The 23,730-nt window shown below is 74.0% G+C and carries 24 protein-coding genes and 1 pseudogene; 15 read left to right on the forward strand and 10 right to left on the reverse strand.

Going from position 1 to position 23,730, the window contains the following annotated elements; genetic code table 11:
* Positions 1–21: 21 nt before the first annotated feature.
* From ACWDBB_RS01565 to manA, 6 genes are all read left to right on the forward strand, one after another.
* Positions 22–894 carry a carbohydrate ABC transporter permease gene (locus tag ACWDBB_RS01565; protein ID WP_392879736.1) on the forward strand — a complete coding sequence of 291 codons (873 nt, stop codon included), beginning with the start codon at positions 22–24 and terminating at the stop codon, positions 892–894.
* A 3-nt stretch (positions 895–897) separates the two neighbouring features.
* Positions 898–1,824 (forward strand): carbohydrate ABC transporter permease, encoded by a 927-nt coding sequence (locus ACWDBB_RS01570; protein ID WP_449787698.1) that lies wholly within the window; start codon positions 898–900, stop codon positions 1,822–1,824.
* Positions 1,825–1,883: 59 nt separating this feature from the next.
* A complete protein-coding gene (locus ACWDBB_RS01575; protein ID WP_449787699.1) occupies positions 1,884–3,140 on the forward strand; it encodes a glycoside hydrolase 5 family protein in 1,257 nt (418 codons plus the stop codon).
* Between the two features lie 80 nt (positions 3,141–3,220).
* Positions 3,221–6,262: an alpha-mannosidase gene (locus ACWDBB_RS01580; protein WP_449787700.1), complete on the forward strand. Its 3,042-nt coding sequence runs from the start codon at positions 3,221–3,223 to the stop codon at positions 6,260–6,262.
* Positions 6,263–6,288: 26 nt separating this feature from the next.
* The gene (locus tag ACWDBB_RS01585; protein ID WP_449787701.1) at positions 6,289–7,320 is read left to right on the forward strand and encodes an ROK family protein; all 1,032 of its coding nucleotides are present in this window, start codon (positions 6,289–6,291) and stop codon (positions 7,318–7,320) included.
* A gap of 20 nt (positions 7,321–7,340) precedes the next feature.
* Positions 7,341–8,573 carry a mannose-6-phosphate isomerase, class I gene (gene manA / locus ACWDBB_RS01590; RefSeq protein WP_449787702.1) on the forward strand — a complete coding sequence of 411 codons (1,233 nt, stop codon included), beginning with the start codon at positions 7,341–7,343 and terminating at the stop codon, positions 8,571–8,573.
* A 25-nt stretch (positions 8,574–8,598) separates the two neighbouring features.
* Here the strand turns inward: manA and ACWDBB_RS01595 are convergent, their stop codons facing one another.
* The 7 genes and pseudogenes from ACWDBB_RS01595 to ACWDBB_RS01625 form a co-directional block, all read right to left on the reverse strand.
* A complete protein-coding gene (locus ACWDBB_RS01595; RefSeq protein WP_449787703.1) occupies positions 8,599–8,994 on the reverse strand; it encodes a DUF2267 domain-containing protein in 396 nt (131 codons plus the stop codon).
* A gap of 245 nt (positions 8,995–9,239) precedes the next feature.
* On the reverse strand, positions 9,240–9,830 hold the full coding sequence (locus tag ACWDBB_RS01600; protein WP_449787704.1) for an acyl-CoA thioesterase: 591 nt from the start codon (positions 9,828–9,830) through the stop codon (positions 9,240–9,242).
* On the reverse strand, positions 9,827–10,024 hold the full coding sequence (locus tag ACWDBB_RS01605) for a hypothetical protein (protein WP_392879757.1): 198 nt from the start codon (positions 10,022–10,024) through the stop codon (positions 9,827–9,829). Before ACWDBB_RS01605 ends, ACWDBB_RS01600 begins: the two co-directional genes overlap by 4 nt.
* Positions 10,025–10,395: 371 nt before the next feature.
* Positions 10,396–10,656 carry a hypothetical protein gene (locus tag ACWDBB_RS01610; protein WP_449787772.1) on the reverse strand — a complete coding sequence of 87 codons (261 nt, stop codon included), beginning with the start codon at positions 10,654–10,656 and terminating at the stop codon, positions 10,396–10,398.
* 202 nt (positions 10,657–10,858) lie between these two features.
* Positions 10,859–11,209: pseudogene (locus ACWDBB_RS01615) on the reverse strand (DUF6528 family protein); the annotation flags it as partial.
* A 424-nt stretch (positions 11,210–11,633) separates the two neighbouring features.
* Entirely contained in the window at positions 11,634–13,022 is a 1,389-nt protein-coding gene (locus ACWDBB_RS01620) for an NAD(P)/FAD-dependent oxidoreductase (RefSeq protein ID WP_449787705.1), read from the reverse strand.
* 570 nt (positions 13,023–13,592) lie between these two features.
* A complete protein-coding gene (locus ACWDBB_RS01625; RefSeq protein ID WP_449787706.1) occupies positions 13,593–14,531 on the reverse strand; it encodes an FAD-dependent oxidoreductase in 939 nt (312 codons plus the stop codon).
* A gap of 128 nt (positions 14,532–14,659) precedes the next feature.
* Here ACWDBB_RS01625 and ACWDBB_RS01630 point away from each other — a divergent pair, with 128 nt between their 5' ends.
* Positions 14,660–15,565: a LysR family transcriptional regulator gene (locus tag ACWDBB_RS01630; RefSeq protein WP_449787707.1), complete on the forward strand. Its 906-nt coding sequence runs from the start codon at positions 14,660–14,662 to the stop codon at positions 15,563–15,565.
* Between the two features lie 114 nt (positions 15,566–15,679).
* Here ACWDBB_RS01630 and ACWDBB_RS01635 read toward each other — a convergent pair whose 3' ends face one another.
* Positions 15,680–16,165 carry a cysteine/serine endopeptidase inhibitor gene (locus ACWDBB_RS01635; protein ID WP_402408932.1) on the reverse strand — a complete coding sequence of 162 codons (486 nt, stop codon included), beginning with the start codon at positions 16,163–16,165 and terminating at the stop codon, positions 15,680–15,682.
* 268 nt (positions 16,166–16,433) lie between these two features.
* On the opposite strand from ACWDBB_RS01635, the gene ACWDBB_RS01640 reads away from it, so the two are divergent.
* The 3 genes from ACWDBB_RS01640 (at position 16,434) to ACWDBB_RS01650 (ending at position 17,859) form a co-directional block, all read left to right on the forward strand.
* Positions 16,434–16,625, forward strand: a complete 192-nt coding sequence (locus ACWDBB_RS01640; RefSeq protein WP_449787708.1) for a hypothetical protein — start codon at positions 16,434–16,436, stop codon at positions 16,623–16,625.
* Between the two features lie 143 nt (positions 16,626–16,768).
* Complete coding sequence (locus tag ACWDBB_RS01645) at positions 16,769–17,422, forward strand: 4'-phosphopantetheinyl transferase family protein (RefSeq protein ID WP_449787709.1); 654 nt, start codon at positions 16,769–16,771, stop codon at positions 17,420–17,422.
* A 53-nt stretch (positions 17,423–17,475) separates the two neighbouring features.
* On the forward strand, positions 17,476–17,859 hold the full coding sequence (locus tag ACWDBB_RS01650; RefSeq protein ID WP_449787710.1) for a barstar family protein: 384 nt from the start codon (positions 17,476–17,478) through the stop codon (positions 17,857–17,859).
* A 128-nt stretch (positions 17,860–17,987) separates the two neighbouring features.
* Here ACWDBB_RS01650 and ACWDBB_RS01655 read toward each other — a convergent pair whose 3' ends face one another.
* Positions 17,988–18,692, reverse strand: a complete 705-nt coding sequence (locus ACWDBB_RS01655) for a polysaccharide deacetylase family protein (protein ID WP_449787711.1) — start codon at positions 18,690–18,692, stop codon at positions 17,988–17,990.
* Positions 18,693–18,720: 28 nt separating this feature from the next.
* On the opposite strand from ACWDBB_RS01655, the gene ACWDBB_RS01660 reads away from it, so the two are divergent.
* From ACWDBB_RS01660 to ACWDBB_RS01670, 3 genes are all read left to right on the forward strand, one after another.
* Entirely contained in the window at positions 18,721–18,993 is a 273-nt protein-coding gene (locus tag ACWDBB_RS01660; protein ID WP_449787712.1) for a hypothetical protein, read from the forward strand.
* A 157-nt stretch (positions 18,994–19,150) separates the two neighbouring features.
* On the forward strand, positions 19,151–20,809 hold the full coding sequence (locus ACWDBB_RS01665; RefSeq protein WP_449787713.1) for a CehA/McbA family metallohydrolase: 1,659 nt from the start codon (positions 19,151–19,153) through the stop codon (positions 20,807–20,809).
* A 218-nt stretch (positions 20,810–21,027) separates the two neighbouring features.
* Positions 21,028–21,522: an ATP-binding protein gene (locus ACWDBB_RS01670; RefSeq protein WP_449787714.1), complete on the forward strand. Its 495-nt coding sequence runs from the start codon at positions 21,028–21,030 to the stop codon at positions 21,520–21,522.
* A gap of 48 nt (positions 21,523–21,570) precedes the next feature.
* On the opposite strand, the gene ACWDBB_RS01675 is transcribed toward ACWDBB_RS01670, so the two are convergent.
* Positions 21,571–22,029, reverse strand: coding sequence for a DinB family protein (locus ACWDBB_RS01675; RefSeq protein ID WP_449787771.1), 459 nt, complete (start codon positions 22,027–22,029; stop codon positions 21,571–21,573).
* A gap of 228 nt (positions 22,030–22,257) precedes the next feature.
* Here ACWDBB_RS01675 and ACWDBB_RS01680 point away from each other — a divergent pair, with 228 nt between their 5' ends.
* The gene (locus tag ACWDBB_RS01680) at positions 22,258–22,857 is read left to right on the forward strand and encodes a carboxymuconolactone decarboxylase family protein (RefSeq protein ID WP_449787715.1); all 600 of its coding nucleotides are present in this window, start codon (positions 22,258–22,260) and stop codon (positions 22,855–22,857) included.
* Complete coding sequence (locus tag ACWDBB_RS01685) at positions 22,854–23,720, forward strand: RNA polymerase sigma-70 factor (RefSeq protein WP_449787716.1); 867 nt, start codon at positions 22,854–22,856, stop codon at positions 23,718–23,720. The genes ACWDBB_RS01680 and ACWDBB_RS01685 overlap by 4 nt, the downstream gene beginning before the upstream one ends.
* The last annotated feature ends 10 nt before the right edge of the window (positions 23,721–23,730 follow it).

Raw genomic sequence — 23,730 nt, forward strand, 5'->3', positions numbered from 1 at the left:
AGGCCCCAGGAAGGCGACGGCATGACCCACCGGCGTTGGTTCACCCCCTGGCTGCTCGCCGGGCCCGCGATGGTCTGGCTGGCCGTCTTCAACCTCTGGCCGGCCGTCAACACGGTGATCCTCTCCTTCACCGACGCCAAGCCCATCGGCGGCGGGCAGTTCACCGGCCTGGAGAACTACGGCCGGCTGCTGGACGACGAGCAGCTCGCCGACGCCCTGCTGAACAGCATCGTGTTCATGCTGGTCTGCCTGCCCCTGCTGACCGTCCTGCCGCTGCTGCTCGCCCTGCTCGTGCAGCGCAGGATCCCCGGGATCACCTTCTTCCGCACCGCCTTCTACACCCCGGTGATCGCCTCCGCCGTCGTGGTCGCCCTGATCTGGGGCTGGGTGCTGGACGACCGCGGCCTGGTCAACGGCCTGCTGCGGCAGACCGGGCTCGCCGACTCCCCGGTCCCGTTCCTGACCGACCGCTGGCTGCTGCTGTTCAGCGCGATCGCCCTCACCGTCTGGAAGGGTCTCGGCTACTACATGGTCATCTACCTCTCCGCCCTCGCCAACGTCCCGCGTGAGCTGCACGAGGCGGCGGCCGTGGACGGCGCGGGCCCGCTGCACCGGTTCTGGCACGTCACCCTGCCCGGGGTGCGCCCGACCATGGTCCTGGTCTCCGCGCTGATCTCGGTGAGCTCGCTGCGCGTGTTCTCCGAGCTGTACGTGCTCTCCAACGGCCAGGGCGGGCCCGGCGGGCGGGACATGTCGGTGGTGATGCTGATCCAGATGTACAGCCGAGGCTTCAACGGCCATCTGGGCTACGCCTCGGCGCTCAGCCTGCTGCTGTTCGTCGTCACCCTCGGCCCGATGCTGTTCCTGATGCGGCTGAACCGGAAGGCGGCCTGACCCGTGACCACCGTCCGCACGTCGAACGAGACCCCCGCGAAGCCCTCGGGGACCGCCGGGAACGCCGGCAACGCCGGGAACGTCAAGCCCGCCCGGGGCTTCAACACCCCCTCCAGCGCCGTGACCGCCGCCCGCTACCTGTTCCTGGCCCTGGTCCTGCTGCTGGTCATCGGCCCCTTCCTGTGGCAGCTGTCCACGTCCCTCAAGGGCCCCGCCGAGGACGTCTACACCCGCACCCCGAGCTTCCTGCCCGACCAGCCCACCCTGGGCAACTACGGCAAGGTCGCCGAGGTCATCCCGGTGTGGACCTACGCGCTCAACTCGGTGATCGTCGCCGCGGTCTGCATCGCCGGCAACGTGGTCGGCTGCACGCTGGCCGGCTACGCGCTCGCCCGGCTGCGCTTCCGCGGCGCCAAGCTCGTCCTCGGCCTCTTCCTCGCAACCCTGATCCTGCCCGGCGAGGTCACCATCGTCTCCCAGTACGTGCTGGTGCGCAGCCTCGGCCTGGCCGACAGCCTGCTCGGCGTCGCCCTGCCAGGCTCGATCGCGATGCTCAACGTGCTGCTGATGCGCACCGCGTTCGCCGCCGTCCCGGCCGAGCTGGACCAGGCCGCGCTGGTGGACGGCGCCGACGTCTGGCAGCGGCTGTGGCACATCGGTCTGCCGAACGTGCGCGGCATGCTCAGCGTGATCGTGATCTTCACCTTCATCGGCGCCTGGGACGACTTCCTGTGGCCGCTGATCGTGCTCAACGACCCGCAGAAGTACACCCTCACCGTCGGGCTGCAGTACCTCAACGGCACCTTCTCCGCCAATCCGCGGCTGATCGCGGCCGGCACCATGATCGCCTTCCTGCCGATCGTCGTGGTGTTCGGCGTCTGCCAGCGCTTCTTCTTCAAGGGCGTCGAGGAGGGGGCCGTCAAGGGATAGAGCCCGTCCGGGGACAGTCCACCGTCCGTACGCCCCAAACTCGTTGAGGAAGCCATCCGATGACCACCGCTCCCCGCTTCGGTGTCAACTACACCCCCAGCGCCGGCTGGTTCCACCACTGGCTCGACTTCGACCTCGACGCCGTGCGCGCCGACCTCGACTCCATCGCCGCCCTCGGCCTGGACCACGTCCGGGTGTTCCCGCTCTGGCCGGTCTTCCAGCCCAACCGCACGCTGATCCGCCCGCGCGCCGTCGAGCAGCTGACGGCCCTGGTGGACGCGGCCGGCGAGCGCGGGCTGGACGTCGCGGTGGACGGCCTGCAGGGCCACCTGTCCAGCTTCGACTTCCTCCCCTCCTGGACCCGCACCTGGCACCGGCGCAACCTCTTCACCGACCCGCAGGTGCTCGACGGCCAGGCCGCCTACCTGCGCGCCCTGTCCGGGGCGCTGCGCGAGCGGCCCAACTTCCTCGGGATGACGCTCGGCAACGAGATCAACCAGTTCTCCGGCGCCCCGCACCCCGACCCGGACCGGGCCACCCCCGCCGAGGCGGAGGCCTGGCTGCGCCGGATGCTCGACGCCTGCGAGCGGGGCGCCCCCGGCCGGCTGCACCTGCACGCCTCCTACGACGCGGCCTGGTACCTGGACGAGCACCCCTTCACCCCCTGGCACTCGGCCCGGATCGGCGCCGCCACCGCCGTGCACTCCTGGGTGTTCAACGGCACCGCCCAGCGCTACGGCGCCCACTCGACCGCCACCACCCAGCACGCCGCGTACCTGGTCGAGCTGTCCAAGGCCTGGGCGGACGACCCGGCCCGCCCGGTCTGGCTGCAGGAGGTCGGCGCGCCCGCCCCGCACATCACGGCCGAGGACGCGGCGCGCTTCACCGGTGCCACCGTGGCGGCCGCGCTGGACTGCCCGGACCTGTGGGGCGTCACCTGGTGGTGCTCGCACGACGTGGACCGATCGCTCGCCGACTTCCCCGAACTGGAGTACAGTCTCGGCCTGTTGACCACCGACCGGACGGTCAAGCCGGCCGGCGCCCGGCTCGCCGAGGCCGCCGCCGAGGCCCGCCGGTCCTGGCAGGCACCGAAGCCGCGCAGCACCGCCGTGGTGGTCGCCACCGGCGACGAGGTCACCTCGCCCTACCGCTCGGTCTGCGGCCCCGGCGGCCCGGTGTACGAGGCGTTCATGCGCCTCGCCGAGGACGGCGCCCGCCCGACCGCGGTGCTCGCCGAACGCGCCGAGGACCACGCCCACCTCGCGGCGCGTGGCATCACCGAGGTGGTGGACCCCGCCGACGTACGTTCGCTCTAGCCCGTTCCCCCTCCGCCACGCGACCCCAGCCACCCCGTCCCCTGCCACGCACCCTCAGCCACGCAACGGAGCCCGCTGACATGCACGATGACCGCACCCTGGTCGAGTCCCGCCTCAAGCGCGTCCTGGACGAGCGCATCCGTCCGGCCGTGTACCCCGAGTCCGTCCCGCTGGGGGTCGGCATCTGGACGGCACCCGGCGAGCCCGTCCCGGTCGCCGAGGGCCTGGCCGCCCCGCGCACCCCGATCGCGGTGGGCGACGCCTGGGGCGCGCCCTGGGGCACCAGCTGGATCACCGTGACCGGAACCGTCCCCGAGGCCTGGGCCGGACACACCGTCGAGGCGCTGATCGACCTCGGCTTCGACGCCAACATGCCCGGCTTCCAGTGCGAGGGCCTGGTCTACCGCCCCGACGGCTCCCCGGTGAAGGGCCTCAACCCGCAGAACCAGTGGGTGCGGATCGCCGCGCCGGCAGCCGGCGGCGAGCAGGTGCTGCTGCACGTCGAGGCCGCCTCCAACCCGGTCGTCCTGGACTACCACCCCTTCCTTCCCACCGAGTTGGGCGACCGGGAGACGGCCGGCGACCGGCCGCAGTACAAGCTGGCCCGGATGGACCTCGCCGTCTTCGACGAGACGGTCTGGCAGCTGGTGATGGACCTGGAGGTGCTCGGCGAGCTGATGGCCGAACTGCCGGTGGAGGGCCCCCGCCGCTGGGAGATCCTGCGTGCGGTCGAGCGCTGTCTCGACGCGATCGACCTCCAGGACGTCAACTCCACCGCTGCCGCCGCCCGTTCGCAGCTCGAAGGGGTACTGGCCGCGCCCGCCGTGCCGTCCGCGCACCGGATCAGCGCGATCGGTCACGCCCACATCGACTCGGCCTGGCTCTGGCCGCTGCGCGAGACCGTCCGCAAGGTGGCCCGCACCACCGCCAACATGACCGCGCTGCTGGAGGACGAGCCGGAGTTCCGCTACACCATGTCCCAGGCGCAGCAGTTCGCCTGGATCAAGGAGCACCGCCCCGAGGTGTACGCCCGGGTCCGGAAGGCGGTGGCCGAGGGCCGGTTCGTCCCGGCCGGCGGCATGTGGGTCGAGTCCGACACCAACATGCCGAGCTCGGAGGCGATGGCCCGGCAGTTCGTGCACGGCAAGCGGTTCTTCCTGGACGAGTTCGGGGTGGAGAACCACGAGGCCTGGCTGCCGGACACCTTCGGCTTCACCGGCGGCCTGCCGCAGATCATCCGCAACGCGGGCTCCAAGTGGCTGCTGACCCAGAAGATCTCGTGGAGCCAGGTGAACCGGTTCCCGCACCACACCTTCCTCTGGGAGGGCATCGACGGCACCCGGATCTTCACCCACTTCCCGCCGGTGGACACCTACAACTGCTCGATGAAGGGCAGCGAGATCGCCCACGCGGCGAGGAACTTCAAGGACAAGGGCGTCGCCCGGCACTCGCTCGCCCCGACCGGCTGGGGCGACGGCGGCGGCGGCACCACGCGCGAGATGGTCGCCAAGGCGGCCCGACTGAAGGACCTGGAGGGCTCGGCCGCCGTCCGCTGGGAGAACCCCGCCGAGTTCTTCGCCAAGGCCGAGGCCGAGTACCCGAACCCGCCGGTCTGGGTCGGCGAGCTCTACCTGGAACTGCACCGCGCCACCCTGACCAGCCAGGCGAGGACCAAGCAGGGCAACCGGCGCAGCGAGAACTTGCTGCGCGAGGCCGAACTCTGGTGCGCCACCGCCGCGTTGCGCACCGGCGCGGCGTACCCGTACGAGCAGCTGGACCGGATCTGGAAGACCGTCCTGCTGCACCAGTTCCACGACATCCTGCCGGGCTCGTCCATCGCCTGGGTGCACCGCGAGGCCGAGGCGACGTACGCGGCGCTGGCCGGGGAGCTGGAGGGCCTGATCGGCGCGGCCCAGCGGGCGCTGGCCGGGCCGGCCGCCGGCGGGCGCGAGCTGGTGTTCAACGCGGCGCCGCACACCCGCTCGGCGGTGCCGGCCGGAGGGGCCGCCGCCGTCGCCGTGCCGGGCGGCGCCTGCGAGGCGGTCGAGCGCTCCAGGGGCGGCTTCACGCTGCGCAACGGGCTGCTGGAGGTCGTCGTGGACGCGGACGGCCTGATCGCCTCGGTGGTCGAGCTCGCGACCGGCCGGGAGACCGTCGCCCCCGGCAGCCGGGCCAACCTGCTCCAACTGCACCCCGACTTCCCCAACATGTGGGACGCCTGGGACGTGGACCAGTTCTACCGCAACACCGTCACCGACCTCACCGGCACCGACTCGCTCACCGCCTCCGCGTCCCCCGCCGGGGCCTCGGTGCGGATCGCCCGTTCCTTCGGCTCCTCCACCGTCGTCCAGACCCTCACCCTGCCGGCCGGCGAGCAGCGGCTGGACATCGACACCGAGGTCGACTGGCACGAGACCGAGAAGTTCCTCAAGGCCGCGTTCCCGCTGGACGTCCACACCGAGCGCTACGCCGCCGAGACCCAGTTCGGCCACCTCCACCGGCCCACCCATACCAACACCAGCTGGGACGCCGCCAAGTTCGAGGCCTGCAACCACCGCTTCGTCCACTTCGAGGAGCCCGGCTGGGGCGTCGCCCTGGTCACCGCCTCCACCTACGGCCACGACGTCACCCGCACGGTGCGCGCCGAGGACGGCGGGACCACCACCACGGTCCGCTTCTCGCTGCTGCGCGCCCCGCGCTTTCCCGACCCGAAGACCGACCAGGGCCTGCACCGCTTCCGGCACGCCCTGGTGCCGGGCGCGGCGATCGGCGACGCCGTCCGCGAGGGCTACCGGATCGGCCTGCCCGAGCGGACGGTCACCGGCAGTACGGAGCGCGTCGCACCGCTGGTGGAGCTGGACAACGACGCCCTGGTGGTGAGCGCCGTCAAGCTCGCCGACGACCGCAGCGGGGACCTGGTCGTCCGGGTCTACGAGGCGGGCGGCGGCCGCGCCCGGGGCCGGCTGACCACCTCCTTCCCACTGGCCGGCGCCGTGCCCTGCGATCTGCTGGAACGGCCCTGGGACGGCACCCGCGGCGAGGTCGCGTTCGAGGACGGCGCGGTGCGGCTCGAGCTGCGCCCGTTCGAGCTGGTGACCCTGCGCCTGCGGGTCTCCGCCTAGGCCGTACGCTGTTCGGCGCCCTTACGATGTTCGGCCCTCTTACGCTGTTCGGCGCCTCGGCCCCGTGGCCGGAGCGCCGCCCCTCGACCGATCTGGAGCCCGCCGTGCCCGTCACCCCGCTGTTCGCCGCCCTCGACATCGGCGGCACCAAGATCGCCGGGGCGCTGGTCGACGCCGACGGAGGGCTGCGGCACCGGCTCCAGCTGCCCACCCCTGCCACCGAGCCGGGCGCGGCCGTGCTCGCCGTGGTGCACCAGGTGCTGGAACGGCTCGCCGGGACGGCCGACTGGGCCGCCGTGACGGCCGTCGGGATCGGCAGCGCCGGCCCGGTCGACCTCGCCGGCGGCACCGTCAGCCCGGTCAACATCCCCGGCTGGCGCGGCTTCCCGCTGGTCGACGCGGTCGCCGCGCACCCGGCGGTCGCCGCGCACCCGGCGGCGGCCGCCCGCGCCCCCCTGCCCGTCCGGCTGGCCGGGGACGGCGTGGCGATGGCCGCCGCCGAGCACTGGCAGGGCGCGGCCCGGGGCGCCGACAACGCGCTCTGCCTGGTGGTGTCCACCGGCGTCGGCGCCGGACTGGTACTCGACGGCGCGGTGCGCCCCGGCCCCAGCGGCAACGCCGGCCACCTCGGCCACATCGCCGTCGACCTGGACGGCGAGCCCTGCCCGTGCGGCTCCCGCGGCTGCCTGGAGGGCCTGGCCAGCGGCACCGCGATCGCCCGCCGGGCCCTCGCCGAGGGCTGGCGGCCCGCGGACGGCGACCGGACGGCCCGCGCCGTCGCCGCCTCCGCCGCCGCGGGTGACCGTGTCGCGCTGGCCTCCTTCGACCGCGCCGCCCAGGCGCTGGCCGCCGGGATCGCCGCCACGGCCGCCCTGGTGGACCTCTCCCGGGTCGTCGTCGGCGGCGGGGTGGCCGCCGCCGGGGACGTGCTGTTCACCCCGCTCGCCCGACACCTGGACCGCTACGCCGCCCTCTCGTACGTCCGCGGCCTGGACGTGCGCCGCGCCGAACTCGGCACCGACGCCGGGCTGATCGGCGCCGCCGCGCTCTGCCGCTGAGCCCGCCCGGAGCCGCCCGCATGCCGCCGTCCCCGCTGCCGCCCTTCGCCCTCCTGCGCAACCCCGTCCGCCGGTACGCCTGGGGTTCGCCCACCGCCATCCCCGCGCTCACCGGCACCGCGCCCGACGGCACCCCGCAAGCCGAACTCTGGCTGGGCGCCCACCCGTCGGCGCCGTCGCTGCTCGTCACCGGCGACGGCACCAACGGCGACGGCGACGGCGATGTCCCGCAGCCGCTGAACGAGCTGATCGACGCCGACCCGGACGGCCTGCTCGGACCGGACACCGTACGGCGGTTCGGCCCGGCGCTGCCGTTCCTGTTCAAGGTGCTGGCCGCCGACCGGGCCCTCTCCCTCCAGGTCCACCCCACCCGCGCCCAGGCCGAGGCCGGCTACGCCGCGGAGCAGGCCAGGGGCATCCCGCCGGACGCGCCGGAGCGGGTGTTCAAGGACCGCGGGCACAAGCCCGAACTCATCTGCGCCCTCGGCGACTTCGAGGCGCTGTGCGGCTTCCGGCCGGCCGCCGCCACCGCCCGGCTGCTGGACGCCCTCGGCGTGCTCCCGTCCTGGGCCGCCGCCCTGCGTGCCCGGCCCGCCGAGGCCGTGCTGCCCGAGCTGCTGCGCGCCGGGCTGAACGCCGACGCCGCCGAACTGGCCGCCGTCACCGGGGCCTTGCGGAGCGCCGCGGCGGCCGGCGGACCGTACGGCGCGAGCTGCGCCGCGTACGTCCGCCTCGCCGAGGAGTACCCCGGTGACCGCGGGCTGCTCGCCGCGCTGCCGCTCAACCACGTCCGACTCGGCGCCGGGCAGGCCCTGTACCTGGACGCCGGGGTGCCGCACGCCTATCTGCGGGGCGTGGGCGTGGAGTTGATGGCCGAGTCGGACAACGTGCTGCGCTGCGGGCTCACCGCCAAGCACGTCGACCCGGACGGCCTGCTGGCGGTCACGTCCTTCCGCACCGGGGAACCCGAGGTGCTCGTACCGCGCCCGACGGGGCGCGACGGCGAGGAGGCTTTCGCCTCACCCGCCGAGGAGTTCGGGCTCTCCCGGCTGCGCCCCGGCGCCGTCGCCGTCCGCGTCGAACTCGCCACCCCGCAGATCCTGCTCTGCGTCTCCGGGTGGGCCCGCCTGCGGGCACCCGGCGGCGCCGAACTCCCGCTCCCGGCGGGCGCGTCGGCCTACCTCCGCCCGGGCGCCGGGCCGGTCGAGCTGACCGGCCCGGGCGCGGAGCTGTTCCGGGCCACCACGGGGTAGCTACCGGGGCGGGCCTGCCCTGCGCTCAGGCCCGTGCCGGGTGGCCGAACAGCAGGTCGTAGCCGTCCGGGAGTTGCTGGATCACCCGGTCCAGCAGCTCCCCGGGGACCAGGTCGGCGACGGTGCTCAGCACGGCCCCGATGTCCCACTGCGCCGTCGCCGGGGTTGCGCCGTCGATCCACCCCACCACGGCCTGCACGAAGCGTTCGGCGGTCAGCGGCTCGGACGCGGGCGCGGCGTCGCGCAGCAGCGGGGCGTAGGTGACGGGCAGCGCGTCGGCGAGTTCGACCCGCTCGGACCCCACCAGGTGCTCGCCGAGCAGGGCCAGCACGACCCGGGCGGCGTGATCCGCCTCGGCCTGGCCCCGGTACTCGCCGCGCTCCACCACGCGGGCGAGGAAGTCCTCCCAGGAGATGGTCATCGCGTCCTCCTTCCGGTCGGCGGCGCCGGCCGGCCCGACGGCGGCCCGCTCGCCCTGGACCAGCAGGGAGGTCGCAGCCCGTGACCACCGTGGAACGTACCGGTGCCCGTGCTGCTCAGCGTAACTCGCCCCGGCGCCCGCGGAAGCGGCCGGCCGTCAAGGAACCGTACGGACGCCCCCGAGACCGGGGGGCCGACCGGGCGGGATCGCCGCCGCCGGCCACGCCACCGGACCCGGGCGGCGGTTCATCGCACCGAGGCGTGGCACCGCCTGCGCGGTCGGCGCGACGGCACCGCGGCGGCGGCCGCACCGGCCGGAACCCGCTGCGCCGGCGGCGTCGCGGCCACCCCGGCCGTGCTCACCGCCGTGGCCGCGGTCACCGTGGTGGCCGCCAGGGCCGCCTGGGCGCGGGCCGCGTCCGCCATGAACGCCGAGAGAAAGCTCCGCTCGGCCGGGCTCAGCGCCCGTGAGCGGCCGGACTCGCGGTCCCGGGCGACCACCACCGTCCGTGCCCGCATAAAGGTGATCCGGTCCCGGCAGACATTCACCTCGACCTGCGCGGAACTCCGTCCGAGCCGTTCCACGGTGAGCCGCACCGACAACGGCTCGGGCCGGTGGTGCAACTGCTCCAGGTAGTCGATCTCGTGCCTGGCGATAATGAATCCGGACGGGAACAGCGATTCCCGTACTGCCGTTTCGTGGTGGCTGAACAGGTCGTAAATCCCCTCCTGGACGTAGCCGACCAGACGCGCGTTGTTGATGTGCCCGTTCTCGTCGACGTCGCTCCACCGGGTGGGGCAGGACAGCACGTGCACGCCCGGTTGCACCGCGTTCACTGCCGGGTCAGCCCGGCACCGGCGGGGAGCAGCGCGCGCTGCAACCTGGCGTAGTAGCCGGAGTGTTCGGCCGCCATCCGGGCCGCGGTCCACCCCTCCTCGGCCGCCTCGGCCGCCGCCTGGACGACCAGGCTGTCCAGCACCCCGTCGACCGCGCGGCAGAGGTCGTGAACGGCCGCGAGCCGCTCGGTCACGTCCGCCCCGCTCCCCGCGTTACGGGACGGGAAGGCTGCCAGTGATTCCATCGCGAGCTGAAGGTCGTCAACTCCGTCCGGCCGGTTTTCCGCAGGGAAATTCCGCATGATTTTCTCCATGACTCATTCGGCCGTTACGGCCCGGTAGCTAGCGTTCGATTACACCGGATCGGTGTCGACCCCCCGACCCCACGACGCTATCCCAGCCGACCGGGGTCGACTGATGGTTTGCGGACCGCGACGGGAAACTGACCACCATCGGAGTAGTTTGTCGGTGTACACAATATGCCCCATCAGTCGAATGCCGTCCGCAATTCGGGTGGAATTTCCGACGCGCGCCCCAGGATGGGCTCCCCGCACGCCGAAGTCTGCTAGCAGCCACTCCACCACCTCGCCTTGTACAGGTGCGCGCCGCGCAGCGACCGCGAACCCTCCGGCCGGTGCAGGGTGATCACCGAGGTGCACCAGTCGCACGGAGCCTCGTGTTCGGGCGCCACGGTGAGCAGCCGGCCCGTGCCCGGCTCGTCGCCGACGCTCTTGAGGTCCCGCTCGGCGGCCGGATCGGCCAGGTGCACGGCGGTGAAGCGGCCGGTGGCCGGGTCGTAGCGCCACAGGCCGTCCGAGGTGGTCACCCAGAACCCCCCGGGAGCCGCCAGGACGGCGGCCAGGTCGTGCCCCCCCGCTCCCCGGCAGGGGGCTCGTCCGCACGGCGTCGAGCGTCGGCGCGGCCGGGGTGCCGCCGACCCGCAGCGCGGTCAGTGCCGAGTCCCCGAGCGCCCAGAGCAGGCCGGTCCGGCCGTCCCAGTGCACCCCGTGCGCACCCGGCAGCGGGAACTGCGCGTACGTCGCGGCCCGCGGGCCCTGTGAGGCCGCGTACAGCCGCACCCAGGCGCCCGAACTCGCGGCCACGGCCACGTTGCCGTCCGGCAGCAGCTCGATGCTGTGCGGGTTGACGGCCGTCCCCAGGTCCGCCGCCCAGTGGGCCCGGCCGGTGGTGGTCTCCACGACGGCGGCGAGCCCTCCGGAGGCGGTCGTCAGCAGGTAGCGCCGCCCGTGCCGGACGCGGGACTTCGCCTCGTCCGGGTTGGTCCAGCTGCGTGCGGGCGTCAGATCCGCCAACTCCGGTGCCCGGTCGGCGCTCCAGCCCCAGACCACCGGCAGCCGGTCCGGCCCGCGATAGGCCATCAGCTCCTCGGCGCTCTGCAACACCAGCACGCTGCGCGAGGCCTGGTCCACCACCGCGACCTGCCGACCCGGCGAACCGGCCCACGCGCCGGCCGTCGGCGCGCAGAGCAGCAGGGCGACCGCGAGGGCCGGCGGTGTTCTCCTCAGCACGCCTTCACCGTCGTTGCTGCGTGGCGAATCCGCTCGGCGGCACGTCCGAACGGACCATCGATGTGCGGTGGTGGATCGTGCGGAGCCGTCGGCGGATCCACCTCGTTCACTGTCATCCGCACATCGTGGCGGGACGGTCCCACCGGCGGTCGACGCAACGCGGTACGGACACGTCGGGACGTCAACCCTGCGTTCCGGCGCCGCCCGTTCGGCGTCCGGAGGCGCAGGGCAGCCGAAGGCTCAACGCAGCCGAAGGCTCAACACACCCGAAGGCTCAGCGCCCGGCGACGACGTCCGCGACCCGGGCGATCGGCGAGGTGGTGGCCCGGCCGGCCGCCTCCTGCTGGTCGGCGGCGTGGTACGCGGCGTACATCGCGTGCACGCCGAGCCAGCGCAGCGGCTCCGGCTCCCAGCGCCGCACGGTGTGGCCGACCCAGGGCAGCCGGATCAGCTCGGTGTCCCGGCCGAGCACCAGGTCCCGCAGGGTGCGGCCGGCCAGGTTGGTGGTGGTCACCCCGCTGCCGACGTACCCGCCCGCCCAGCCGAGCCCGCTCACCCGGTCCAGCTCGACGGTGGCGCACCAGTCCCTGGGGACGCCGAGCACGCCCGCCCAGGCATGGTCGATCCGCGCGTGCGCGGCGGCCGGGAAGAAGCGGTCGAGGATCCGGCGGAGCTGGCGCACCGTCTCCACCTGGGTGCTGCCGTCCGAGTCCGTGCGCGAGCCGAACCGGTACGGCACGCCCCGCCCGCCGAGCGCGATCCGGTCGTCGGCGGTGCGCTGGGCGTACATGTAGGCGTGGGCGAAGTCGCCCAGCACCTCGCGGCCCTGCCAGCCGGTCTCCGCCCAGAACTCGGCGGGCAGCGGCTCGGTGGCCACCATCGCGGAGTTCATCGGCAGCCAGGTGCGCTTCTCGCCGCGCAGCCCGGCCGTGAACCCCTCGGTGGCGCGCAGCACCTGGTCGGCGGTGACGGTGCCGTACGGCGTGACGGCGCGGGGCTTGCGGTGGCCGCCGCCGGGCAGGATCGCGGTGACGGTCGTCCCCTCGTACACATCGACGCCCGACTCGCGTACCGTGCGGGCGAGTCCGCGGGCGAGCTTCGCGGGCTGGATGCGGGCGCCGTACCGGGTCCAGCAGCCGCCGATGGTGCCGGCGACGTCGATCCGGTCTCGTGCCTCCTTCTCCCCGAGCAGCTCGACCCGGCCTTCGCCGTAGGCCCGCTCGCCCTCGACGTGCTCGCGCAGGCGCTCCAACTGCGGCTTGCTGCGGGCTACTTCGAGGACGCCGCCGCGGACGATGTCCGCCTCGATCCCCTCGGCCGCGGCGACGTCGACAACCTCCCCGACCGCCGCGTCCATCATCCGCTGCATCGCCGCCGCACGCTGCCGCCCGTACCGCTTGGCGAACGCGCCGCGCCCCGCGAAGCCGTTGTACAGCCAGCCGCCGTTGCGCCCGGAGGCGCCGTAGCCGCAGAAGCGCTGTTCGAGGACGGCGACCCGCAGGGAGGGGTCGGCCTTCTTCAGGTAGTAGGCCGTCCAGAGACCGGTGTACCCGCCGCCGACGATGCACACGTCGACGTCCCGGCTCCCCGGCAGGGCGGGACCCGCCTCGGGCACCCCGTCCGCCGCGTACCAGAACGACACCTCGCCGTTGACCGCCGCCACCGGAACCTCCCACACCCTCGCTGACCTGCCCGGACGCTACCTCCGGCGGGTCGATGCGGGCCACCCCTCACAGTGCAAGGATCGCCGGCCCCGACCAGCCACCCTGTCAGTCGCGCAACGGCTCCAGCGCCCGTGTCCAGCTGTACGAGCCGGGCACGAAGTCCGCGATCCGCACCCCCGTCCGCCGCAGCTTCGCCAGGCTCTCCTCGTACGCCGGATGCGCCACCCGGACTCCCCGATCCCGCCCGCGGCCCCCGCCGCACAGACCACGACGTACAGCACCGGCTTCTCGGCCGTCCCGGCAATCCCCTCTGGTCACCGCCGCCCCACCACCGGGTCGGCAGGCACCACCTTCCCGAACCGCTCCCCCGCCGCACCCCCGCGCCCCCGCCCCGTGGGCCTCAGGTGCGGATCCGTACGGGCGGGACGATGGAGGGCGGGGAGCAGCGGGAGGTGGTGGCGCAGACGGTGAGCGGTCTCTGATGGGGGGCCGTCGAGGACCTGGACGGACCGGAGCACGGGTGGCTGCCCCCGTCCGGCGGGGGTGACGGTCTCGGGCGGGCCGCCCGGTCACCCCACCAGCGCGGCCGCGGCGTCGGCGCAGCCCCAGCTGAGGGTGACGCCGGCGCCGCCGTGGCCGTAGTTGTGGACGATCCGGCCGCCCGGTTCCGCTTCGAGGCGGGGGCCGCCGTGGCGGGCGGGGCGCAGGCCGACGGCGTGGCCGATGACGCGGGCGTGGCGGAGTTCGGGGATGCGGGCCGTGCAGCGGGCGAGGATCGCCTCGGCGGTGGCCGGGTCGGGGGTGGTGTTCCAGTCGTCCGGTTCGAAGGTGCCGCCGAGGACGACGTCGGCGCTGCGGGGGTGGATGTAGGTGTAGCCGGCCGGGTCGTCCTGGATGCGGGTCGAGCTGGGCAGTCCGGGGTTGCGGACGAGGACGAGCTGGCCGCGCACCGGGTGCACGGCCCGGTCGTCGCAGAGCTGCCGGGCGCCGATTCCGGTGGCGTTGACGACGACGGGCGCCCAGGCGAGGGCCTGGTCGAGGGCGTCGAGGCGGCGCTGGACGACCTCGCCGCCGTTGTCGACGAACCGGCCGAGCAGCCAGGGCAGGTAGAGCGGCATCTCGATGGCGGGGGCGGTGAAGGACCAGCCGTCCGCGCAGTCCGGTCCGTGTTCGGCGGCGGTCAGCCGGCGCAGGTCGGGGACGGCCTCGCCCCACCAGGGCAGGCCCTCCGGCTGCCGCTCGTGCTCCAGCATCCGGGTCCTGCGCATCGAGACGCCGGGGACGCCCTGCTCGGTCTGGCGGACGAATTCGGCGAAGGCGGTGGCGGACCAGTCCGCCACCCGGCGGTCGGTGCCGGTGGCGACCGGGAACCAGACGGCCGCGGCGACGGCCGAGGTCGTCGACAGCAGGCCGTCCGCCGTCACCACGACGACCCGAAGTCCCTTCTCCTGCAGTCGGATCGCTGTGGTGAGCCCGATGACTCCGCTTCCGACCACGACGACGTCCATCGTGAACTCCTCCCTCGAAGGCCTGCCCGCCGGGGTGCCGGCGGCCGTCTCCAGGAAAGCCGGTCGCGCCGGAGGCCGTCCAAGACCGGTTCTGTCCGGGTGCGATAACCCGCGCTTATCATCGCCGGATGGACCTGCGTCTGGATCTGCGCCGGATGCGCTACTTCTCCGTGCTGGCCGAGGAGTTGAACTTCACCCGGGCCGCCCGGCGGCTGCACGTGGCGCAGCCGGCGCTCAGCCAGCAGATCAAGGCGCTGGAGCGGCAGCTGGGCGCAGAGCTGGTGGAGCGGACCAGCAAGGGCTGCGCGCTGACCCCGGTCGGGCGGGCCGTCGCGGAGGAGGTCCGGCGGGTGCTGCGGGAGGTGGCGGCGGCCGAGGAGCGGGTCGCAGCGGTGGTGCGGGGGCGGGAGGGGAGGCTGCGCGTGGCGTACACCCGCTCCGCCCGCGGCGGGGTCTGCGACGCCCTGGTGACGGAGTTCCGCAACCGGTACCCGCGGCTGGACGTCGCACTTCAGACCGCCTGGACCTCGCACAGCGTCGGCGAGTTGCTCGCCGGGCGGCTGGACGCGGCGTTCGTCCGGCCGCCGCTGGACGTCCCCGAGCTCGCCTGCCGGATCATCGCCGAGGAGGAGTTGCTGCTCGCCGTGCCGGCCGGCCATCCGCTCGCCCGCGGCCGGGCCCGGATCGGCCGGCACCGGATCGTGGACGAGCCGGTGGTGCTGTGGCCGCGTGAGAACGGGCCCGGGATGCACGCGCTGATCACGGGGCAGCTGTGGCCCGGCGGTTCGCCGCGGATCGTCCGGGAGGAGCCGGACGACGAGCAGCTGTTGCTGGCGGTGGCGGCGGGTTACGGCATCGCGCCCATCCCCGAGGGGCGGGCCCGGGTGTTCCGGATCCCCGGCGTCTGCCTGCGCCGCCTCACCGCCCCGGTGCCGACCGTCACCCTGGGGCTCGCCCACAATCCGCGGACCGCGCCCCCGGCCGTCCAGCTGCTGCTCGCGATGGCCCCGCCGCTCGGCGGCGGCCGGCCGTGATCCCGAACGGCCGGTTCTCGCCCGTGTCCTGCCGAGCAGCCACCGGCCCTCCGACGGCAGCCGTGCCCGCCCCCGTCATGCCGCGGGGGCGGGCACGGCCGTTCGGGGGCCGGCTCAGCCGATGGTGGAGCCGGTGATCGGGGCGGACAGCTCGACCGTCTTGCCGTTCAGCGCAGTCTTGACGAACTGCCAGCTCAGGCCGGTGATGACGCCCTTGTCCAGCGGGGCCAGCTTGGCGAACGCCGGCTGACTGAGGTCGATGTGGGTGGAGTCACAGGACGGACACTGGTCCTTCACCGGGACGGTGATGGTCTTGCCCTGGTAGGTGACCTTGACCGAAATGCCCTTGCAGACCGGGTCGTTGTTCGGGTTGGCGGTGGTCCACCAGGTGTGCGAGACGGCGACCAGCATCTGGGTCGCGGCATTGATCTGGGTGCCACAGGCACCGTAGCCGGCGTCGTTGTAGTAGGTGGCCTTGCCGGACATGGGCTGGTTGATCGGTATCGCGGCGCTGGCGGAGCCGGCCGAGAGGGCGATGAGGGCGGCTGCGGCGAGCGGGGCGCCCGCGAGGATCCTGAGGTTCTTGCCGATGGCGCGCATGGGTTCGTTCCCTCCGGTTGCAGTGCAGGTCATGGGCATGACAGGCGATAAGTCCGGCGAACCGCACAGCAGTTCATCGATCGAACGCCCGCCCCCGTGGAGGGAACGTATGCGTTCGAGCGCATTGTGGTCCAGACCTCCACGGTGTTGGCATGAACACAAGGCAGGCATCTTTACCAATGCGCCCGAAGGGACGAAGATGCGTGACCGCCCCGGCACGCAGGGTGTTGACAGGCCGTCACCCGTCCCCCTCCGGAGGCCCCCTCAGATGCGCACCTCGCTCGTCGCCCTGCTGCTCGGCACCGTCCTGCTCCCGGCCACCGCACCCGTCACCGCCGGTGCGGCACCCCGCGAGGTGAACCAGGGCTACAGCATTCCGGTCGCCGGCGTCACCGACCTCGGCGCGCTGCCCGTCCTCGGCAGCCTCGGACTGGACTTCGCCCGCCTGCTCACCGAGTAACAAGCCCTGCGCGAGGCGGCAGCCGCCTCCGAGCAGCCGGGCGCCCCGGCCGCGGTCTCCGATCAGCCCACCAAGATCCCTCCGTCCGGGTTACCCTCGTCCCGCGCGGCGACCACCCGCGCAGCCGACCGAGGGGGGAACGGATGATCGGGGACCTGCTGCCGGACGTCGTGGTGACCGAGGTGGCCTACCTCGACCCGCCGGAGGCCAAGCTGGAGCCCGAGGAGGAAGCGATCATCGCCCGCGCCGTCGACAAGCGGCGCCGCGAGTTCACCACCGTCCGGCACTGCGCCCGGGCCGCACTCACCCGACTCGGCGTCCCGTACCAGCCGCTCGTCCCCGGCCTGCGCGGCGCGCCGAGCTGGCCGGACGGCGTGGTCGGCAGCCTCACCCACTGCGACGGCTTCCGCGCGGCGGCCGTGGCCCGGGCCGGCACCCTCGCCTCCGTCGGCATCGACGCCGAGCCCGCGCTGCCGCTGCCGGAGGGCGTCCGGGAGGCCATCGCGCTGCCGGTCGAGCAGCAGCGGCTCGCCAAGCTGACCGCCGAGCACCCGGGCGTCCCGTGGGACCGCATCCTGTTCAGCGCCAAGGAGTCGGTCTACAAGGCCTGGTTCCCGTTGACCCTGCTCTTCCTGGACTTCAGCGAGGCCGAGCTGGACCTCTCCCCCGACGGCACCTTCACCGCCCGGCTGCTCGTGCCCGGCCCGGTGGTCGACGGCCGCCGGATCGACGGCTTCGACGGCCGCTGGGCGGTCCGGAACGGACTGCTCGCCACCGCGATCGCGGTCTCCCCCTGACCGGCCCCCGTTCCGCCCCCGACCCGCCGTCGGCGCCGCATATCCTCGTCCCCGTGACGGTGACCTATGTGATCGACGGCGACGGGATCAAGACCCTGGAGGACTTCTGGGAGGCGGCCGGGCGGACCATCGGGGCGGACGGCTACTTCGGCCGCAACCTCGACGCCTTCGCCGATTGTCTGCGCGGGGGATACGGCACGCCGGACGACGGTGACTGGGTCATCGAGTGGCGCCACCACGAGGTCTCCCGCCGCAACCTCGGCTACCCGGAGACGGTCCGTCAGCTGGAACGGCGGTTGGACCGCGCCCACCCGACCAACCGGGCGCACATCACCGCCGAGCTGACGGCCGCCCGGGAGGGCCGGGGGCCGACGGTCTTCGACTGGCTGGTCCGGATCATCGAGGAGGAGCACCCGGGCGGTCTGCGCCTGGCGTAGGGCCCGTCTCCCGGACCCTTGCCGGGGCCGCGACGCTCCTCCGGTCTTCGGCCGGGAGGCACCCCCGGGGCGCGCCTCGCGCACCCCCGGGGCGCGCCTCGCGGCGGGCCCCGCCACGGGTCTCCCGGCTACAGCACGTCCGAGAGCCGCACGAAGCTCCGCCCCGCCGCCAGCAGCCCCGGCACCGCGCCGGCCACCCCGGGAGCCGTGCCACCGCCCGGGTGGTTCATGTGACCGATCACGATCGCACCCGGTGGGGCCGAGGAGACCTGGCGCCGCACCTCGGCCGCGCTGTACGTCGCCCCCTCGTCCCCGTTCACGGTGAAGCCGGCCACACCCTGGCCCAGGTCGGCGACCACCCGGGTGGCGACGTCGTCGTAGTGCGCGGTGCCGGAGCGGAAGAACCGCGGCGGGTGCCCGAGCAGCCCGGTGAGCTTCCGCGCGTTGCCCGCCACCTCGTCGTACACCTCGCCGACGCCGCCCGTCCCGGCGATGCCGTAGGCGGAGCGGCCGGTGACCGAGAGCGGGCGGTGGGCGGTGCCGTGGTTGCCGATCTCGAACAGCGGGTCGGCGGCGAGCCGCTCGAACTCGTCCGGATTGGCGTCGATCCAGCGGGCGTTCAGGAAGAGGGTGGCCGGCACGTCGTGCGCCCGCAGGAAGTCGATCAGGTCGGCGTCGTAGCCGTTGCCGCCGGGGCCGCCGCAGGCGTCGAAGGTGAGCGCCATGGCGCTCACACCGTCCGGCAGCGCGGTGACCACCCCGGAGACGTCCAGCCCCCACTCGCTCGGCGCCAGCGCGCCGTACCGCTCCACCGTCTCGGCCCGGGTCGGCACGTGCGGGGCCTGTCCCGCGGGCTCGGGCGTGGGATGGGGAGTCGACTCCGGCGCGGACGTGGGCCCGGCGGCCTCCGCGGGCCCGCCGGACGGTGTCGCCGAAGCCGCCGAAGCCGCCGAAGCCGCCGAAGCCGTCGGGGCGGCCGGGGCGGAGGCCGACGGCGCGGCCGAACCGGTGCCCGCCGCCCTGCCCCCGCAGCCCGCCAGCGCCCCTCCGGCCACCACCATGAGCAGCGTCCGCCGACTCACCGACACGGTCGTCTCCCGTTCAGGCTGTTCCTCACATCAACTGATGACATGACTATGAACCGACCATTCGTCACTCACCGCAACTCGCCCCGGCCCCGCCCGGCCCCTCTTCACCGGTCCGCCCCACCGCCGTGGGCCCCGACTCACCCCCGGTTCACTCGCCGGGGTAGTCACGCGAGGGACCCACCCGCCCCGATCCGGAGGCCTCGATGCCGACCGAACCCAGCAGCCCGCGCCCCGACCAGCCGACCCACCAACCGACCCACCAGCCGGCCGCCGAACCAGCCGAGCAGCCCGCGGCGCGGCCGGCCCGGCCCGCCCGCCGCGACCTGCTCCGCACCGGCCTCGCCACCGGCGCCGCCACCGCCCTGGGCCTGGCCGCCACCACCGGCCAGGCGAACGCCACCTCCGCCGACGCCCCCGGCGCCACGCCCGCCGACCGCACCCTCACCCTCACCGGCCACCTGCCCACCGGCGCCCCCGACTTCGTGTACCTCCCGGTCGAGGTGCCCGAGGGCGTCCGCGAGATAGCCGTCTCCTACGGCTACGACAAGCCGCCGGTCCCGGCCGGCACCCCCGGCAACTCCTGCGACATCGGCATCTTCGACGAACGCGGCACCGACCTCGGCGGCTCCGGCTTCCGCGGCTGGTCCGGCGGCTTCCGCACCGGATTCAGCCTCTCCCGCGGCGCCGCGACCCCCGGCTACCTCCCCGGCCCGATCAACCCCGGCACCTGGCACGTCGTCCTCGGCCCCTACCAGGTCGCCCCGCAGGGCCTGGACTACCACGTCGAGGTCACCCTCCGGTTCGGCCCGCCCGAGCCGCGGTCCACCCCGCAGTACCCCGCCGAGCGCGCCCGCGGCCGCGGCCGGGCCTGGTACCGGGGCGACTGCCACCTGCACACCGTCCACTCCGACGGGCGGCGCGAGCCCGAGGAGGTGGCCGCCGGAGCACGCGCGGCCGGCCTGGACTTCATCGTCTCGACCGACCACAACACCAGCTCCTCGCACGCCGCCTGGGGCCCGCTGGCCGGCCCCGACCTGCTGATCCTGCCGGGCGAGGAGATCACCACCCGCAACGGCCACTGGCTGGCCCTCGGCCTGAAGCCCGGCCAGTTCGTCGACTGGCGCTACCGCTCGCGCGACGAGGAGTACCCGCGCTTCGTCCGCCAGGTCCACCGGTCCGGCGGCCTGGTGGTGCCCGCACACCCGTACTGCCCCTACGTCGCCTGCCAGTGGAAGTTCGGCTACGAGGAGGCCGACGCCGTCGAGGTGTGGAACGGCCCCTGGACCTATGACGACGAGTCGGCGGTGGACACCTGGGACGGCCGGCTCGCCGTCGCCCTGCGCGAGGGCCGCTCCTGGCTGCCCGCCCTGGGCAACAGCGACGCGCACAGCGAACCGCAGGTCATCGGCTCCCCCCACACCGTGGTGCTCGCCGAGGACCTCACCCGGGACGCGATCCTCGACGGGCTGCGCGCCGGGCGCAGCTGGCTGGCCGAGTCCTCCGCCGTCACGCTGGACCTCACCGTCACCGGACACGGCCGCCGGGCGGGCATCGGCGAGGAGCTGACCGTCCCGGCCGACGCCCCGCTGGACGTCCGGCTCACCGTCTCCGGCGTGCCCGGCGGGACGGTCCGCCTGCTCACCGACGAGGGGCAGATGCACCAGGAGTCGCTGCCCGCCGACGGCGCCGGGACGGTGATCTGGCGCACCACCGCCTCGCTCGCCGCCTACGTCCGGGCCGAGGTGCGCCACCCGAAGGCGGACGGCACCCCGGGCCGGGGCAACTCGATGGGCCCGGACCTGCCCTGGGGGCCGATGGCGGCGCTCACCAACCCGATCGTGCTGCGCACCGGCGACCGGTAGGGGCGGTCGGCGGGCCCCCGGTCATCTCGCCGACCCGCCCAGGAACCGGGTGGGGGACGACTCGGACCACCCGTTTGGACTAGGTTGATCCCCGAAACGCATCAGTCGTAGGGACGAGGCGGTCGGTTGTCCGGATATGGGCCGACCAGCCCCTTCGCACTCCGACCGCCCCGCCCCGGCTACCCGACCGTCCCCGGCCCGCGAAGGGATCAGCAGCTGTGAACCGTACGACCGTAGGTGGGCCGGAGCTCGGGGGCGGCCGGGGCGCCGGGGGCGTCCTCGTCCTCGTCGACCCGGCCGGGGCCGGGAACAGCCAGGTCGCGGAGCTGCTCGCCCGGGAGCTGAACCCGAGCGTCCACCTGCGGACCGACGACTTCCTGCGGGTCATCCGCAGCGGCCAGCTCCCGCCCCACCTGCCCGAGGCCCAGCGCCAGAACGCCACCGCCCTGGCCGCGGCCGCCCAGGCCGCCTTCGCCTACGCCACCCGCGGCTACCAGGTCGTGGTGGAATCCCCCGCGGTGCCCGCCGCCCTCGACACCTTCCGGCGCGAGAGCCGCACCACCGGCGCCGCCCTCCACTACGTCGTCCTCCAGGCCGGCCCGGCCCCCGAGGACACCACCCACACCCTCGACACCACCGACCTCACCCCCGAGGCGACCGCCGACTCCGTCCTCGCCGCCCTCACCCACCGCACCCACCTCCTCGGCTGGTAGGGCCCCTCCTCCCCCCTCAGACCCCGCCTCGCTCAGGTCCCGCCTCCCTCAGGCCCCCACCACCCCGTCGATCGCCTCCCGCAGGAAGTCCGCATGCCCGTTGTGCCGGGCGTACTCGTGGATCAGGTGGAGCATCACCAGCCGCAGCGACACCTCGGCGTCCCAGCGGGCCTGGTAGCCGGTGACGTCGAGGGACCGGGCGGCGCGCTCGATCCGGCGGGAGTGCTCGACCTCGGCCTGCCAGGCGGTGAAGGCCTCGGCCCGGGTGGTGCCGGCCGGGTCGTACGCGGCCTGGTAGTCGCCGTCCTCCGACCAGACCAGCGGCACGTCCTCGCCGGCGATCACCCGGCGGAACCAGGTGCGCTCGACCTCCGCCATGTGCCGGACCAGCCCGAGCAGGCTGAGCGTCGAGGGCGGGCTGGAACGCAGGCGCAGCTGCTCGTCGGTCAGGCCCTCGCACTTCAGGGCCAGCGTCGCCCGGTGGAAGTCGAGGAAGCCGCGCAGCATCTCGCGCTCACCGCCGGTCAGCGGCGGGGCGGGGCGGCCGTCGGGGGCGTTCACGGTGTCGTTCTCCTCGCGGTGGTCGGGAAGTCCCCGCGGACTGTAGCGAACCGTCCTCCCCCTCCGGAGGTCATTTTCCCTCCGGCTTCCTCAGTCACCTGTCACATCCGCGCGCCCTCCGGTGTCTTCATGTCCGGCAACCCAGACAGCCCACCGAACCGGGAGGACGACACCATGGCACTGCGACTGCCGAAGGCCCAGCTGCCCGCCGAACTGAGCGAGAACATGATCAAGGGTTTCGGGACCACCCTCGAACCCGTCGAGGCGATCTGGCACAACCCCGCCGTCGCCACCGCGAACCTGGACTTCTCCCGCCGGATCGCCGAGTGGGACGCGCTCGACGAGGGACTCAAGTCCTTCGCGCACATGGCGGTGGCCGCGCAGGTCGGTTGCGGCTGGTGCCTGGACATCGGCTACTTCCACGCGCAGAACCAGGGCCTGGACCTGGCCAAGGCCAGCCAGGTGCCGAACTGGCGGGCGGCGGAGGTGTTCACGCCGCTGGAGCGCGAGGTGCTGGAGTACGCCGAGGCCATGACGGTGACCCCGCCGGCCGTCACCGACGAGCTGTACGACAGCCTGCTGGACCAGCTCGGCGCGGCGGCCATGGTCGAACTCACCGCCTACGTCGCCTTCGTCAACATGGCCACCAGGAACAACACCGCCAACGGCGTCCGTTCCCAGGGCTTCTCCGACTCCTGCGACATCCCGCTGGCCCGGCGCACCGCCGCCACCGGCAACGCCGGCGACGCCCCGGCCGGAGCGTCGCCGGCATGACCGAGGATGCCTTCGTCACCCATCGCGGCCTGCTCTTCACCGTCGCCTACGAGCTGCTCGGCTCCGCCGCCGACGCCGAGGACGTGCTGCAGGAGTCCTGGCTGCGGTGGGCCGAGGTCGACCGCGGGCAGGTGCACGACCCGCGCTCGTACCTCATCCGGATCGTCACCCGCCAGGGCCTCAACCGGCTGCGGACACTGTCCCGCCGGCGCGAGCAGTATGTCGGCGAGTGGCTGCCGGAGCCACTGCTCACCACCCCGGACGTCGCCGAGGACGTCGAACTCGCGGAGAGCGTCTCGTTCGCGATGCTGACCGTACTGGAGACGCTCGGGCCTACCGAACGGGCGGTGTTCGTGCTCCGCGAGGTCTTCGAGCTGCCGTACGAGGAGATCGCCGAAGCCCTCGGCAAGACCTCGGCCGCCGTACGGCAGGTCGCCCGGCGGGCCCGCGGACACGTGGCGGCCCGCCGGCCCCGGGTGCGGGTGAGCCGCACCGAGCAGCAGCGGGTGGTGGAGCGGTTCCTGGAGACCCTGCGCACCGGGCGGTTGCAGGACCTGATGGAGGCGCTGGCGCCGGACGTCGTCCTGATCGCCGACGGCGGCGGGACCGCGGCGGCCGCGCCGGCCCCGGTCCACGGTGCCGAGGCGGTCGCGGCCCTGCTCGCGCGCATCGGGCGGCTGCCGGTCGCGCCGGACACCGCCACGGTGTGGCTCAACGGCGCGCCGGGCGGCCGGATCGACATCGGCGGCGAACCCTCGGTGGTCAGCCTCACGGTGGAGAACGGCCTGATCACCCGCGTCTACGTCGTGCGCAACCCGCAGAAGTTGACCAGGCTCGACACCCCGGCCGACCTCACCCGCTAGCCACCCCGGT

The organism is Kitasatospora sp. NPDC001095, from assembly GCF_053598615.1.

Excerpts from the sequence above, each read along its gene's own strand:
- ACWDBB_RS01565 (WP_392879736.1), top strand. The coding sequence starts at position 22 with ATGACCCACCGGCGTTGGTTCACCCCCTGGCTGCTCGCCGGGCCCGCG.
- ACWDBB_RS01575 (WP_449787699.1), top strand. The coding sequence starts at position 1,884 with ATGACCACCGCTCCCCGCTTCGGTGTCAACTACACCCCCAGCGCCGGC.
- ACWDBB_RS01580 (WP_449787700.1), top strand. The coding sequence starts at position 3,221 with ATGCACGATGACCGCACCCTGGTCGAGTCCCGCCTCAAGCGCGTCCTG.
- ACWDBB_RS01585 (WP_449787701.1), top strand. The coding sequence starts at position 6,289 with ATGTTCGGCCCTCTTACGCTGTTCGGCGCCTCGGCCCCGTGGCCGGAG.
- manA (WP_449787702.1), top strand. The coding sequence starts at position 7,341 with ATGCCGCCGTCCCCGCTGCCGCCCTTCGCCCTCCTGCGCAACCCCGTC.
- ACWDBB_RS01595 (WP_449787703.1), bottom strand. The coding sequence starts at position 8,994 with ATGACCATCTCCTGGGAGGACTTCCTCGCCCGCGTGGTGGAGCGCGGC.
- ACWDBB_RS01625 (WP_449787706.1), bottom strand. The coding sequence starts at position 14,531 with ATGGACGTCGTCGTGGTCGGAAGCGGAGTCATCGGGCTCACCACAGCG.
- ACWDBB_RS01630 (WP_449787707.1), top strand. The coding sequence starts at position 14,660 with ATGGACCTGCGTCTGGATCTGCGCCGGATGCGCTACTTCTCCGTGCTG.
- ACWDBB_RS01635 (WP_402408932.1), bottom strand. The coding sequence starts at position 16,165 with ATGCGCGCCATCGGCAAGAACCTCAGGATCCTCGCGGGCGCCCCGCTC.
- ACWDBB_RS01640 (WP_449787708.1), top strand. The coding sequence starts at position 16,434 with ATGCGCACCTCGCTCGTCGCCCTGCTGCTCGGCACCGTCCTGCTCCCG.
- ACWDBB_RS01645 (WP_449787709.1), top strand. The coding sequence starts at position 16,769 with ATGATCGGGGACCTGCTGCCGGACGTCGTGGTGACCGAGGTGGCCTAC.
- ACWDBB_RS01665 (WP_449787713.1), top strand. The coding sequence starts at position 19,151 with ATGCCGACCGAACCCAGCAGCCCGCGCCCCGACCAGCCGACCCACCAA.
- ACWDBB_RS01675 (WP_449787771.1), bottom strand. The coding sequence starts at position 22,029 with ATGCTGCGCGGCTTCCTCGACTTCCACCGGGCGACGCTGGCCCTGAAG.
- ACWDBB_RS01680 (WP_449787715.1), top strand. The coding sequence starts at position 22,258 with ATGGCACTGCGACTGCCGAAGGCCCAGCTGCCCGCCGAACTGAGCGAG.
- ACWDBB_RS01685 (WP_449787716.1), top strand. The coding sequence starts at position 22,854 with ATGACCGAGGATGCCTTCGTCACCCATCGCGGCCTGCTCTTCACCGTC.